Source organism: Rhodanobacter caeni, from assembly GCF_039523575.1.
In the GTDB taxonomy this organism is placed as follows: Bacteria; Pseudomonadota; Gammaproteobacteria; order Xanthomonadales; family Rhodanobacteraceae; genus Rhodanobacter; species Rhodanobacter caeni.
Genome location: NZ_BAAAFO010000004.1, coordinates 597,518 through 610,565 on the forward strand (window position 1 = coordinate 597,518; position 13,048 = coordinate 610,565).

General features: G+C 65.3%; 12 protein-coding genes and 1 tRNA gene. 9 read left to right on the forward strand and 4 right to left on the reverse strand.

Going from position 1 to position 13,048, the window contains the following annotated elements:
• Positions 1-68: 68 nt before the first annotated feature.
• Entirely contained in the window at positions 69-551 is a 483-nt protein-coding gene (locus ABD017_RS15530; RefSeq protein WP_343883684.1) for a TlpA disulfide reductase family protein, read from the forward strand.
• Between the two features lie 116 nt (positions 552-667).
• Here the strand turns inward: ABD017_RS15530 and ABD017_RS15535 are convergent, their stop codons facing one another.
• The gene (locus tag ABD017_RS15535; protein WP_343883685.1) at positions 668-1,567 is read right to left on the reverse strand and encodes a LysR family transcriptional regulator; all 900 of its coding nucleotides are present in this window, start codon (positions 1,565-1,567) and stop codon (positions 668-670) included.
• Positions 1,568-1,668: 101 nt separating this feature from the next.
• Here ABD017_RS15535 and ABD017_RS15540 point away from each other — a divergent pair, with 101 nt between their 5' ends.
• Positions 1,669-2,544: an NmrA/HSCARG family protein gene (locus ABD017_RS15540; protein WP_343883686.1), complete on the forward strand. Its 876-nt coding sequence runs from the start codon at positions 1,669-1,671 to the stop codon at positions 2,542-2,544.
• A gap of 273 nt (positions 2,545-2,817) precedes the next feature.
• Positions 2,818-3,915, forward strand: coding sequence for a hypothetical protein (locus ABD017_RS15545; RefSeq protein ID WP_343883687.1), 1,098 nt, complete (start codon positions 2,818-2,820; stop codon positions 3,913-3,915).
• A 44-nt stretch (positions 3,916-3,959) separates the two neighbouring features.
• Here ABD017_RS15545 and msrA read toward each other — a convergent pair whose 3' ends face one another.
• Complete coding sequence (msrA, locus tag ABD017_RS15550; RefSeq protein WP_343883689.1) at positions 3,960-4,466, reverse strand: peptide-methionine (S)-S-oxide reductase MsrA; 507 nt, start codon at positions 4,464-4,466, stop codon at positions 3,960-3,962.
• Between the two features lie 163 nt (positions 4,467-4,629).
• Here msrA and ABD017_RS15555 point away from each other — a divergent pair, with 163 nt between their 5' ends.
• Positions 4,630-5,205 (forward strand): TMEM175 family protein, encoded by a 576-nt coding sequence (locus ABD017_RS15555; RefSeq protein ID WP_343883690.1) that lies wholly within the window; start codon positions 4,630-4,632, stop codon positions 5,203-5,205.
• Positions 5,206-5,267: 62 nt separating this feature from the next.
• Here ABD017_RS15555 and ABD017_RS15560 read toward each other — a convergent pair whose 3' ends face one another.
• Positions 5,268-6,032, reverse strand: coding sequence for an SDR family NAD(P)-dependent oxidoreductase (locus tag ABD017_RS15560; RefSeq protein WP_343883691.1), 765 nt, complete (start codon positions 6,030-6,032; stop codon positions 5,268-5,270).
• A gap of 137 nt (positions 6,033-6,169) precedes the next feature.
• Here ABD017_RS15560 and ABD017_RS15565 point away from each other — a divergent pair, with 137 nt between their 5' ends.
• The 5 genes from ABD017_RS15565 (at position 6,170) to ABD017_RS15585 (ending at position 9,589) form a co-directional block, all read left to right on the forward strand.
• Positions 6,170-7,072 carry a LysR family transcriptional regulator gene (locus tag ABD017_RS15565; RefSeq protein ID WP_343883692.1) on the forward strand — a complete coding sequence of 301 codons (903 nt, stop codon included), beginning with the start codon at positions 6,170-6,172 and terminating at the stop codon, positions 7,070-7,072.
• Between the two features lie 210 nt (positions 7,073-7,282).
• Positions 7,283-8,041, forward strand: a complete 759-nt coding sequence (gene tpiA, locus ABD017_RS15570; protein WP_343883693.1) for a triose-phosphate isomerase — start codon at positions 7,283-7,285, stop codon at positions 8,039-8,041.
• A 13-nt stretch (positions 8,042-8,054) separates the two neighbouring features.
• Positions 8,055-8,498, forward strand: a complete 444-nt coding sequence (gene secG, locus ABD017_RS15575) for a preprotein translocase subunit SecG (protein WP_343883694.1) — start codon at positions 8,055-8,057, stop codon at positions 8,496-8,498.
• 24 nt (positions 8,499-8,522) lie between these two features.
• Positions 8,523-8,607 (forward strand) — tRNA-Leu (locus ABD017_RS15580).
• 328 nt (positions 8,608-8,935) lie between these two features.
• Positions 8,936-9,589 carry a response regulator gene (locus ABD017_RS15585; protein WP_343883695.1) on the forward strand — a complete coding sequence of 218 codons (654 nt, stop codon included), beginning with the start codon at positions 8,936-8,938 and terminating at the stop codon, positions 9,587-9,589.
• A gap of 76 nt (positions 9,590-9,665) precedes the next feature.
• Here ABD017_RS15585 and ABD017_RS15590 read toward each other — a convergent pair whose 3' ends face one another.
• Entirely contained in the window at positions 9,666-12,779 is a 3,114-nt protein-coding gene (locus ABD017_RS15590) for an Rne/Rng family ribonuclease (protein WP_343883696.1), read from the reverse strand.
• Positions 12,780-13,048 lie beyond the last annotated feature (269 nt).

Consider the following 13,048-nt stretch of genomic DNA (forward strand, 5'->3'; position numbering starts at 1 on the left):
CGCGCGACGATCATGCGCCGCGCGCGCCGCGTAGACTGTCGAGCCATGCATCTCGACGGGAGAACGGTATGACCTCACCCATGGCGCCGGCATGGCAGGTGTCGCGCTGGTTCAACAGCGAACCGCTGGCCCTGGCCGATCTGCGCGGAAAGGTCGTGCTGCTGCATGCGTTCCAGATGTTGTGCCCCGCCTGCGCCATGCAGGCGCTGCCGCAGATGCAGCGCGTGCGGCGCACGTTTGCCGGCGAACCTCTCGCGGTGGTGGGGTTGCATACCGTGTTCGAACATCACGACGCGCAGGGTCCGGTTTCGCTGGCGGCGTTCCTGCACGAGTATCGCTACGATTTTCCGGTGGGCGTGGATGCGCACGATGAAGGCGAGCCATTGCCGCGCACGATGCGCAGCTATGCCATGCAAGGTACGCCGACCCTGATCCTGGTCGACGCCGAGGGACGCTTGCGCCAACAGCATTTCGGAGTGGCGGATGACCTTGCGCTGGGCGCCAGCTTGGGACGACTGCTCGCCGAGACGCCCACGCCGCCTGGAGCCTGAAGCGTCGCCGGCATCGTTGCCGGGGATGTTGTCCCACGACCGGGAAATGATCGATACCGCCAGGCCGACGCATGGCGAGATCGGTGCGTGCCCGCAGGCCCGCGTCGGCGTGGACCTCACTTCGCGTTGGCAAGCCGGGCGAAGGCGGCGGGCGAGGCGTTCTCGAAACGCTCCAGCAGCAGCTTTACGAACGCAGAGACACGCGCGCTCACGTGCCGGTGCGAGGGATACAAGGCCCAGACTTCGACCGGACGGTCGGCGAGCGTGCCCCAGACGATCAGGCGACCGGCATCGACGTCGGCCTGCACCAGCGAGCGTGGCATGGCGGCCGCGCCGATGCCGGCAATCACCGCATCGTGGATCATCGCCATCGACGACAGGCGCAATACCGTGCGGGTCGCAATGCGGCGCACGCTGCGTGCGCGACTGAGCTGCCATGAGGCATCGGCCGGCGTATGCGACAGCGTGATGGCCGGCACCGGGACGGTGTGCTTCTTCGGCAGGGACAGCGATGGCGCGGCTGCCACGACCATCACGTCACGCAGGAAACATCGGCCGGACAACTCCGTTGACGGGTCCGGATTGGCGCGGATGATCAGGTCGAAATCATCGTCCACGGGGTCGACGAAGCGGTCCTCCGCCACCACCTCGAGTTGTACCTGCGGATAAGCCAGGGCGTAATCCGCGGCAATGCGGCCCAGACCGCGCTGGCCAAACAGTACCGGCGCGCTGACCCGCAGTCGGCCGCGCGGCGCGCTGGTGCCACGCCGCAGCACGTCGCCCACTTCGTCAATGTGTTCCAGCAGCGACTGCGTCCGCTCCTGCAGCTCGCGCCCCTCCATCGTCAGGCGCAAGGTGTGGCCGCCGCGTTCGAACAGGCGCACGCCCAGCACATCCTCGAGCTGGCGCACGCGGCGCGAAAGCGTGGCCTTGGGGCGACCGGTGGCCCGCGCGGCGCGGCCAAAACCGCCATGTCGAGCCACTTCGTTGAAATCGGCCAGGGCGAGCAGATCCATGATGTTCCACTGATGAGACGACCTGTCCATATTACGCGGCTATCGGTAGCTCGGGTGAGACGCGAGGATGGCTGCACATCCACTCACACGAGAGCTACCCCATGAACATTCTGGTCACCGGCAGTACCGGCACCATCGGCAGCCTGGTCGTGCGCAGCCTGGCCGCGCAGGGCGCCAGCGTCCATGCGCTGACGCGCAACCCCGACAAGGCGTCGTTTCCGTCAGGCGTCACCGCCGTCAAGGGCGACATGACCGACATCCCCTCGATGCGTGCGGCGCTGAAAGCGGTCGATACCCTGTTTCTGCTCAACGCCGTGGTCGCCGACGAGGTGACCCAGGCGATACAGACCCTGAGTCTGGCGCGCGAGGCCGGTATCGAACGCATCGTCTATCTGTCCGTGCTCAACAGCGATACCTACACCGACGTGCCGCATTTCACCGGCAAGTACACCGTGGAACGGATGGTCGAACAGCTGGATTTGCCGGTGACTGTGCTGCGCCCTTCGTATTTCATGCAGAACGACGTCAGGCTCAGGGACGGCTTGTTGCAGGGGCGCTACGGCATGCCGGTGGGCGATGTCGGGATAGCGATGGTCGATGTACGTGACATCGCCGAGATCGCGGTCGCTTCGCTGCTGCGCCGCGCCCAGGCGCCGACGCCGCTGCCGCGCGAGGTGATCGAAATCGTGGGGCCGGACGCGCTGACGGGCGATGCGCTGGCGACAATCTGGTCCGGCGTGCTTGGCAAACCGGTGACGTACGCGGGGAACGACCTCGATGCGTTCGAGGGTTTCATGGCCGGGGTGATGCCGCCGTGGTCGGCCTACGATCTGCGGCTGATGCTCACGCGGTTCCATGTCGATGGCATGCTCGGCAAACCGCTCGCCGTGAAGATGCTCACTGGTCTGCTCGGCCATCCACCGCGTCGCTATCGCGATTTCGCGATGGAGCTGGCGTCGGCATGGCAGGCGGGGTAAACGACACACGACACGAGAAGTCCATGGCGGCGGCCGTGTCCGGTATCGGAGAGGCTGCCACTGCCAACGCGACAGTGCCGGATTGCTTCTCCGACGGTAAGCGACCCAAGGGGACGATCCTGCCCCGCGTACGTTATCGGCAAACGCCCTTGGCAGTATCGGCCTGTCGGGGATGGAACCTGGAGCTGGTAGCACAGGGCAGCCGGCGTCGATGTTCACTTTCGAGACATTCGCCAGCCCACACACTGGAGAGCCCGATCGCGAGTCGTGCGAGTGCACCGTCATACCAGCCGCCGTTGGACTGTCCGCCATACCGTGTGCCGTCATGCCTTGCCATGCGCGCTGCTTGGCCTGCTTGTCGCCACATCAGCATTCGGCAGTACGCCCGGCGGGCGGGGAAAGCCGCTGAAGATCGATGTCGTTCGCGATCGCTTGACGCTGTCGTTGACGCATTACCCGCAGGTGTATCTGCATGGCGAGATCGATGCCGGCGCCCCGCAGCGGTTCGCGGCCCTGGTGGCTTCCGGCCGCATAGAGTCCGGTTCGGACGTCTATCTCAATGCACGCGGTGGCGACCGCGCCGCCGCCATGGCGTTGGGGCGGATGTTCCGCGCTCGCGGCATGGCCACGCATCTGGGCACACCGCGGCAACCGAAGCAGGCGAGCATCGCGGCGAAGACGGCAGCCTGCATGGATGCCTGTGTCTATGCCTATCTCGGTGGGCTGTATCGATGGGTGCCCAGCGGGCGCGACCGTATCGGCTTCAGCTCGCCGTCGATGCAGGAAACGCGTCGCCTGCCCGATACCGTGGGCTATCTCAAGGCGATGGGGATCCCGGCAGACGCGCTGGACGGCGACGCATGGATGACCGCCGAACGGATGATCGCGTCGGGCCTTGCCAACAATGGCCGCATGCCACCCACGGCCACCTACGATCTGTCCTTGCCCGCTCCGAAAATGGAGGTGCGCCAGGCCGACCGCAAAGGGATACACCGACTCACGATCCAGTGCCAGTCCGGTCGGACCACGGTGACGGCGTACGATGAAGTGGGTGTCGAGCGCGCACGTCAGATTGCCCTGCGCGGCGGCAGTTCCTACTTTCAACTCGGCGACGAGAAGCGCCTCGGCCAGCCGCGTGGCGGGGCGCAGGCGGTCGGCAACGCGCTGGTAATTCGTCGTGATTATCCCCCTGCCGACCTGGTGGACCTGGTATCGGCGTGGTCGTTCGGCGCGTGGGTGGGCGGTCGCAGCGATGCTTTCCGCGATGGCTTCAGCATGCCGCTGCAGTCGGTTCGCGCGCAGCTCAAGGTTTTCTATTACACCTGCTGGCGTGCCGCGCCTTGGCCGCCGCGACCGAAGAAGACCCGTTGAAAGCTGCCGTCCGGTCGCGTGACGGCAGCGCAGGCGACGTCGTCTCAGGTGCGCCGCGGCAGTTTCCAGTCCGGTCGGATGAAGTGGCAGGTGTAGCCGGTGGGGTAGTGCTCGAGATAGTCCTGGTGTTCCGGTTCGGCCTCCCAGAAATCGCCTGCAGGCGCCAGCTCGGTCACGACCTTGCCCGGCCACAAGCCGGACGCATCGACGTCGGCGATGGTGTCTTGGGCAACCTCCCTCTGTGCCTCGCTGGTGTAGAAGATGGCCGACCGGTAGCTGGTGCCCCGATCGTTCCCCTGGCGATTGAGGGTGCTCGGGTCGTGGATCTGGAAGAAAAATTCCAGCAGCGTGCGGTAACTGATCACCTGCGGGTCGAACACGATCTCGATGGCTTCGGCGTGGGTGCCGTGGTGGCGATAGGTGGCGTTGGGCACGTCGCCGCCGGAATAACCGACGCGGGTGGAGATCACCCCGGGTTGACGGCGCAAAAGGTCCTGCATGCCCCAGAAGCAGCCGCCGGCAAGAATCGCGCGATCGGTGGTGGTTGTCATCGACATCTCCGTTGGTCTGTGAGCCGCTGAAGATGAGGATCATGCGCCGCTTTATCGAGTGGTGGAATGACGTGGCCTGCCTGCATCATCGCCGTGCATGGGCGTCGGTCCTGAGGCAAGCTTGGCGGCCTGTGGACATCGGGTGCCTCGCGGAGATCGACACATGGGCAAGGGGCGGCTGGAAGCGTTCAGCGACGGCGTCATCGCGATCATCATCACCATCATGGTGCTGGAACTGAAGGTGCCGGAGAGCCATGCGCTGGCATCGCTGGCGCCGCTGGCTCCGGTGCTGCTCAGTTACGTACTGAGCTTCGTGTACGTCGGCATCTACTGGAACAACCACCACCACATGCTCTCGACGGTGCACCGGATATCGGGGCGCGTGTTGTGGGCGAACCTGCACCTGCTGTTCTGGCTGTCGCTGCTTCCGTTCACCACCGCCTGGATGGGCGAGAACCACTTTGCCGCATCGCCGACGGCCGTCTATGGCGTGGTCCTGCTGATGGCGGCGGTCGCCTACTGGGTGCTGCAGCGCACGCTGATCGCGAGTGACGGCCGTGACGCCATGCTCGCCACGGCCATCGGATCGGACTGGAAAGGCAAGCTGTCGCCGCTGCTTTATCTGACGGGCATCGCGTTGACCTTCTGGCGACCGGGGGCGGGCCAGGCGCTGTACGTGTTGACGGCATTGTTGTGGCTGATACCGGATCGTCGCATCGAGCGGGCCAGCAACCGCTGAGCGCAAGCTCCCTCCATGGAGCATGCCGCCAGGCCCGTCGGTTCCCGCCGCCCGTGCGGTGTCTACAGGAACATGCCGCCGGATGCCTCGATCCGCTGGCCGTTGATCCAGCCGTTGGCGGGCGCCAGCAGCGAGGCCACCACGCCGCCGATATCGTCCGGTTCGCCAACCCGGCCCAGGGCGGTCTGCGAGGCCACGAATGCATTCAGCTGTGCGTTGTCGCGGACCGCGCCGCCACCGAAATCGGTGGCGATGGCGCCGGGCGCCAGGACGTTCGCGGTGATGCCGCGCGTACCCAGTTCCTTGGCCAGGTAGCGCGTCAGAACTTCGATGGCACCCTTCATCGCCGCATAGGCGGCGTGGCCGGGGAGCGTGAATCGGGTCAGGCCGCTGGAGATGTTGAGGATGCGTCCGCCATCGGCGATACGCGGCAACAGCTTCTGCGTAAGGAAGAACACGCCCTTGAAGTGCACGTTGACCAGTTCGTCGAACTGCGCTTCCGTCGTGTCGGCAAAGCCGACGTGTCCGCCGGTGCCGGCGTTGTTGACGAGAAAATCGAATTGCTGGCGCTGCCAGTGGCCCTGGAGTGTTTCGTCCACACGCTGCACGAAATCGCCGAACCGCTGGCTGTCGGCCACGTCGAGCGGCAACGCCGCCGCCCGACGACCCATCGCCTCGATCTGCGCCACCACGGCTTGCGCCTCGGTGCGATTGGTGCGGTAGGTGATGATGACTTCGATGCCTCGCTCGGCCAGCTTCAGTGCGGCATTCCTGCCCAGACCACGGCTGCCGCCGGTGATCAGGGCGATGGGGGATGGGTGAGTCATGGTTGTCTCCGCTCGATCAATGGGCCTGCGACTTTATTGATCGGTCGGCCGGGGATAAATTGCCGGCATCTGATTTATCTGTTCGCCATCGACGAACAATAGGCATCCATGCCTCAGGCACCCCCACGGGAAGGCAAGTGAACGAACTCCAAGCGATGCGGATATTCCAGCGGGTGGCGGAAATGGCCAGCTTCACGCGCGCCGCCGAGAGCATGGCGATACCCAAGGCCAGCGCATCCACGGCGGTGCAGCAGCTGGAAAGCCTGCTTGGCACGCGCTTGCTGCACCGGACCACGCGCAAGGTCAGCCTGACCCACGACGGCCAGGCTTTCTACGAGCGCAGCAGGGATCTGCTGGGGGACATCGACGAACTGCAGTGCATGTTCCAGCAAGGCGGCCAATCGCTGCGTGGACGCCTGCGGGTGGACATGTCCACCGGCATGGCCTGCAACATCGTGATCAAACGGCTGCCGGAATTCCTGCAGGCGCACCCGTCGATCGAACTGGAGCTGAGCAGCACCGACCGGCTGGTCGACCTGGTGCGCGAGGGTTTCGATTGCGTAGTGCGCGCGGGCGCTTTGGCGCAGAGCAACCTCGTGGCCCATCCGCTCGGCCACCTGCGCATCATCAACTGCGCCAGCCCCGACTATCTGCGCCGCCACGGTACGCCGCGATCGCTGGCGGATCTCTCGGCACATCGGCTGATCCACTACGTGTCCACGCTGGGAAGCAAGCCGCCAGGCTGGGAATATCCCACTGGGAACGGCTATGCCTGCCTGCCGATGGATGGCGTGCTGACGGTCAACAACACCGAGGCCTACACGGCGGCCTGCCTGGCTGGGCTGGGTTTGATCCAATCCCCCGTCGCGAGCCTGCAACCGTGGCTGGACCAAGGGCGGCTCGTGGAAGTGTTGCCGCAGTTCCCGGCCGAGCCGATGCCACTGTCGATCCTCTACGCCAACCGTCGCAACCTGCCGGGGCGGGTCCGCGAATTCATGGTGTGGCTGGAGGGCTTGCTGGCGCCGTACCTGCAGCGGTAGGAGAGGGCTCTCGACGAGCGTTTCTGCCTCCCGCGGATCATGCCCTCGCGACGCCGAATGTAGCTGACAGAAAAATTGGTATGGTCCAACGGCGCCCGTGGTATCAATTTATAGGCGAAGTGGTACGGAATAAGGCTGGGCAGCACGACCAGTTTGCCGGGGGCCGGGGGCATCAGTAAGCTTGCCGCTCGCTCGCCTATGAAGCAGACCATGCGCAGAAAACTTGTGGCCGGAAATTGGAAGATGTACGGCAGCCGTTCGATGGCCTCCAGCCTGGCCGGTGCCATCGCCGCCAACATGCCGACCGAGATCGACGTCGCCGTTTTTCCCCCGTTCCCCTACATCGCCGCCCTGGGCGAACAGCTCGCCGGCACCCCCCTGCAGCTTGGCGCGCAGGACGTGAGCGAACATGAAGGCCAGGGCGCCTATACGGGCGAGGTCAGTGCCGCGATGCTGGCCGAAGCCGGCGTGGACTATGTGCTGGTGGGGCACTCGGAGCGCCGCCGCTACCACGGTGAAAGCAATGAATGCGTCGCGCGGAAGTTCGCGGCCGCCAGGGCAGGCGGACTCACCCCCATCCTGTGTGTGGGTGAAACACGCCAGCAGCGTGACAGTGGCGAAACGGAGAACGTCATCGGCGAGCAGCTCGAAGCCGTGCTGCGACTCAACGGCATCGCGAGTTTCGACACCGCACTGGTCGGGTACGAACCGGTGTGGGCGATCGGGTCCGGCGAGACGGCGACGCCGCAACAGGCCCAGGACGTCCACGCGTTCATTCGTAGCAAACTCGAAAAGGAAGATGCTACAATCGCCCGTCTGACTAGGCTGCTTTATGGTGGCAGCGTCACTGCGGTCAACGCAGCAAAGCTGTTTGCGCAAGCGGACGTCGATGGCGGGCTGGTCGGCGGCGCGGCCCTGACGGCAACCGACTTCCTAGACATCTGCGCCGCGGCGCATCAAGCGCCATAGGTTCCGGAAAATCATGTTCGTCATTTTCAGCGTCTTCTACATCCTGGTCGCGGCGGCAATGACCGTGCTGATCCTGCTGCAGAACGGGCAGGGCGCCAGTGCCGGCTCCGGTTTCGGCGGCGGTGCTTCGGCCACCGTGTTCGGTGCGCGTGGCTCGGCCAACTTCCTGACCCGGGCCACTGGCGTGCTCGCCGCGGTGTTTTTCGCGCTCAGCCTGGGCATGGGCGTGTACCTGAACTACAACGGCAACGCCCATCCGGATGCCGTCGATCTCGGCGTAATGTCCGGCGTGGCAACCAAGCCCGCCGAAACGCCAGCCGGCAAGGCCGCCGTCAACCCGGAAGTACCGCAAGCCACTTCGCCGGCCGCTGGCGTCCCGGAGGCAACAACGGCCCCCGCCGCCAACCAGGGCGAAGTACCGGCCGCACCGCCGCCGAAACCGGCGACAAAGCCCTGAAGCAAGCGCAGTAGAAACACACCTGCCCAGGTGGCGGAATTGGTAGACGCACTACCTTGAGGTGGTAGCGACGAGAGTCGTAGGGGTTCGAGTCCCCTCTTGGGCACCATTTGATACTACCGTGGCGGTTTGCTGCGGAAACGAAACCCGCCACCCGGCGGGTTTTTTCTTGCGGCAGCCGTGGGGGCCATGCAGCCCGCCGTTGGCCGGTCAGACATTCCCGCACGGTAGGCCAAGGCGTGCGCCGACATAAGCCGTAGGGCAGGCGTGGCAAATTTTGCTGATGGCTTGCAGCAGCGAAGCTATGGCGGGGATGCCTTTGTCACGTTGCATGGCTTGGCCGATGCCTGCCCGATCCGCAGGCATGTGACCGCATGGCTTGCAATGCGTTGTTCAGCAGCCTAATTTCACTAAGCCTAACCAAGGAGGGGCACGCGGTGATCAATGTCATATTGGTGGACGATCATGAGCTGGTGCGCACCGGCTTCCGGATGATTTTGCAGCAGCAACCCGACATCTGCATCCAGGGCGAAGCGGGCAATGCGGAAGAAGGCCTGCGATTGATCCGTACACTGAAGCCGGATATCGCGCTGGTGGATGTCCACATGCAGGGCATGAGCGGCATCGAGCTTACCGAGCGTGTCAATCGGGCAAAGATGTCGACCCGCATTGTGGTGGTCACGGTGGTTGACGACGCGCGCTTTCCGAAACGCCTGCTGGATGCAGGTGCCCTGGGTTACCTCACCAAGGGATGCCGCGCCGAGGAATTGATCACGGCCATTCGCCAGGTGTCTACCGGCAAGCGCTATCTGGCACCCGCCGTGGCGCAACAGCTGGCGTTGGCGACGCTCGATGGCCGTGCCTCGCCGTTCGACGTGTTGTCCAGCCGCGAGCTCGAGGTGGCGATGATGCTGGTATGCGGAAAACCGCTGACCTTGATCGGCGAGCAGCTCAACCTCAGCCCGAAAACCGTCTCGACGTACAAGCAGCGCCTGATGGAAAAGCTGCGCGTGGATCATGTGCTCAACCTGGCCCATCTGATGACGGTGCATGGCCTGATCGACAATCCGGGCCACGCCATCGGCGGTTGATCGCACAAGGCAGGGCGTAAAAAAAGCCGGGCATTGCCCGGCTTTTTTCGTGTCGTGGACGGCTACGCCGAGCCGTTCACTCGCCTTGCGGCTGCCCGCTCGGGCGGCTCACCTCGGCCGCGTTGACGTCGCGGCTCACGGACAGCGGGCGATTGGCGGCAAGCAGATCGCCTTGTTCCGGCGTGGGAGCCGCGGCGGTCGATTGCTCCGCCTTGGTCGTGGATTCATCGACCGCGACAGCACCCGCGACCGCCGGCTTTGGTGCGGGCATCGAGGCAGGGACAGTGGCGAAAGCGGCTTCTCCGCGACGCGGTCCATTGATCGCGGCGGCCACGGCGGCGACCAGCGGTGTATGCGCTCCGGGCGCCGGGGCGGCGTTTGCCTTTTCGCCCGTGGCGGCCTCATGGGATGGTTGCTTTGAGGACACCGGCGCTGGCGCATCGGCTGATGCGACCGAGCTCGGGGCGGCGGCGACCGACGGTGCGGCGGCCGATGCGACGGGCGAAGGTTTGACCGCGACATCCGCCTTGTCCGGTTCGGTCGTCGAGGCCGCCACCGCGGAAGGGATGGGCGGGAGCGGTGGCAACTTGAGTTCGGTGGCGGAAGCAGTAGCGACCGTTGCGACGCGATCCTGTTCCGACGTGTCGTTGGACGCATCGGCGATGTCGCCCGCTGCTGCCGTCGCCGTCTCCAATTTGGTGTCAGGGGCTACGGTGGCTTTGGCGGATGCTGCCGCCCGAGATTCGGGAGATGCATCCAAGGCGGGCGCCGTGACCGTTTCGGCAGGGGCCTTTGATCCATTCTGGCTGGAGGCTGCGGGTTTCTCGGCACGGTTCGTTGCATTCTCGTCGCCCGTATCGAGGGACTGCGCCTGAGCGTCCGTCGCGCCAACGGCGGTGGCTGCCTCATCGTGCCGGCGACGGCGACGGCCACCGCGGCGACCCCGGCGACGGCGGGAAGGGCCGCCATCGGCATCGAGAGTTTCTTCGGCTTCGGGGGCAACTGAAGTCACGGCCGGCGCGAGCTGTTTTGCTTCCTGCGCGGCGTCGGCGAGTGGTGCCGGCTCCAGCGCTTCGGCCACGGGAGAGCGCGGTTGGCGTTCAGGCTTGGCCTGGGGATTCTGGCGCGGCGTGACGGCCGCGGCGTTTTCCGCGGTGGACGGACGCGATGGGCGCGGCGGCCTGGAAGAGGTACCGTTCTGCGCCGGCTGCTGCGATGGCCGCGGCTGGCCGGCCTCGCTGTTGCGCTGGCGGTTGCCCTTGGACTGCTGCGTCGAGGCGGAGGACTTGGCCGCCGGCTGCGCGCCCTCACGACGCGGCTGACGCGCCTGGGTGGCGTTCTGCGTCGATTGTCCCGAACGACCGCGCCCGGAACGCTCGTCGCGACGGTTGTTGCGGCCGGCACCGTTGGACGGCGACTTTTCGGCGGACGTTTCCGCTGGCGCGGCTTCGATGCTGCTGCGGAACCAGCCCAGCACGCGCGCAATAAATCCGCCTTCGGATGCGTTTGTCGATGGCTTGGCACGCGCCGGTGATTTGGTCGACGGGCTTGCCGCGACGGGCGCGGGCGCGACTTCTTCGCGGATGGGCGCGGGGCTGGCGGGCATGATGCCGCTTACCGCGGGCTGTTCGCCGCTGCCCAGGGTCTGGCCCATTTTCGGAAGTTCGGTGGCGGTGACCGCGGTGAGACGCTCGTAGCTGGGCTTGCTGTGCTCGCCCATCTCCGCTTCCTTGATGCGCATGATCTCGATGTGCGGCGTTTCCAGCTTGTCGTCGGCAACGACGACCACGTGCACCTTGTGGCGCAGCTCGATCTCCACCACGCTGGCGCGCTTCTCGTTGAGCAGGAAGTTGGCCACGGAAGGCGGCGCCTGCACCAGCACCTGGCCGGTGTTGTCCTTCATGGCGTGTTCTTCGATGAGCCGCAAGGTCGACAGCGACAGCGATTCGACGCCGCGGATATGGCCGTGGCCCTCGCAGCGCGGGCACACGATCTCGCTGGCTTCGCCCAGGCTGGGACGCAGCCGCTGGCGCGACATCTCCAGCAAGCCGAAGCGGGAGATGCGGCCGATCTGGACGCGCGCGCGGTCGAGCTTGAGCGCTTCCTTGAGGCGGTCTTCCACTTCGCGCTGATGGCGCGGGCTGTCCATGTCGATGAAATCGATCACGATCAGGCCACCGGCGTCACGGATGCGCGCCTGGCGGGCGATCTCCACCGCGGCCTCGCAGTTCGTGTTGAACGCGGTTTCCTCGATGTCGCTGCCCTTGGTCGCCTTGGACGAGTTGATGTCGATGGCGGTGAGCGCCTCGGTCTGGTCGATCACGATCGAGCCGCCCGAGGGCAGGCGCACCTGGCGGTCGAACGCGCTCTCGATCTGGGTCTCGATCTGGTAACGGGTGAACAGCGGGGTGTCGTCGCGGTAGAGCTTGAGCTTGCGCAGGGCGTTGGGCATCACCTGCTGCATGAAATCGCGGGCATCGTTGTACAGCGATTCCTCGTCGATCAGGATTTCGCCGATGTCGCTGCGCAGGTAGTCGCGCAGGGCGCGGATGAACAGCTTCGACTCCTGGTAGATCAGGAACGGCGCCTTCTGCTTGCTGGCAGCCTCGGAGATCGATTTCCACAGCTGCAGCAGGTAATCCAGATCCCATTGCAGTTCTTCGGCGTCGCGGCCCAGGCCCGCGGTGCGCACGATCAGGCCGACGTCGTCGGGAACGGTGACGTGCTCAAGTGCTTCCTTCAGTGCCTGCCGGTCCTCGCCCTCGATGCGGCGCGAGACGCCACCGGCCTTGGGGTTGTTCGGCATCAGCACCATGTAGCGGCCGGCCAGGCTGATGAACGTGGTCAGGGCGGCGCCCTTGTTACCGCGCTCTTCCTTCTCGACCTGGACGACGACTTCCTGGCCTTCCTTCAGCAGCTCGCGGATATTGGACTTGTGCGGGTCCAGTCCGGGGGTGAAATACTCGCGGGAGATTTCCTTCAGCGGCAGAAAGCCGTGGCGTTCGGCACCGTACTCGACGAAGCAGGCTTCCAGCGAAGCCTCGACGCGGGTGATGCGACCCTTGTAGATATTGGATTTTTTCTGTTCCCGCGAGGGGATTTCGATATCAAGGTCGTACAGGGTCTGGCCATCGACAATGGCCACACGCAACTCTTCACGCTGAGTCGCGTTGATCAACATACGTTTCATGGTGGAATTCCTCGGCTTGCCGCGCGTCGCGTGCCGCGGTGGCGCCTCGATGGCGGCCTGCCGGGGATCGCGCCGCAGCGGTTAAGCGGCAAAATGACGGCACCGTTCCCGGTGTCGGGGATGATTCGATCTACTTGCGTTGTCGTATCCGATGCCACATGGCATCGGACAAACAACAACCCAACCGTTACGATGAAAGGGAGATCGTGGTCGGTGCCGAACGGGCAGCCGCCGCCATCCTCGCCGACGTCGCGGATGGGCCACCTCTC

Bases quoted from the DNA above. Each gene is read 5' to 3' on its own strand.
- ABD017_RS15530 (WP_343883684.1), top strand. From the start codon at position 69: ATGACCTCACCCATGGCGCCGGCATGGCAGGTGTCGCGCTGGTTCAAC.
- ABD017_RS15535 (WP_343883685.1), bottom strand. From the start codon at position 1,567: ATGGATCTGCTCGCCCTGGCCGATTTCAACGAAGTGGCTCGACATGGC.
- ABD017_RS15540 (WP_343883686.1), top strand. From the start codon at position 1,669: ATGAACATTCTGGTCACCGGCAGTACCGGCACCATCGGCAGCCTGGTC.
- msrA (WP_343883689.1), bottom strand. From the start codon at position 4,466: ATGACAACCACCACCGATCGCGCGATTCTTGCCGGCGGCTGCTTCTGG.
- ABD017_RS15555 (WP_343883690.1), top strand. From the start codon at position 4,630: ATGGGCAAGGGGCGGCTGGAAGCGTTCAGCGACGGCGTCATCGCGATC.
- ABD017_RS15560 (WP_343883691.1), bottom strand. From the start codon at position 6,032: ATGACTCACCCATCCCCCATCGCCCTGATCACCGGCGGCAGCCGTGGT.
- tpiA (WP_343883693.1), top strand. From the start codon at position 7,283: ATGCGCAGAAAACTTGTGGCCGGAAATTGGAAGATGTACGGCAGCCGT.
- secG (WP_343883694.1), top strand. From the start codon at position 8,055: ATGTTCGTCATTTTCAGCGTCTTCTACATCCTGGTCGCGGCGGCAATG.
- ABD017_RS15590 (WP_343883696.1), bottom strand. From the start codon at position 12,779: ATGAAACGTATGTTGATCAACGCGACTCAGCGTGAAGAGTTGCGTGTG.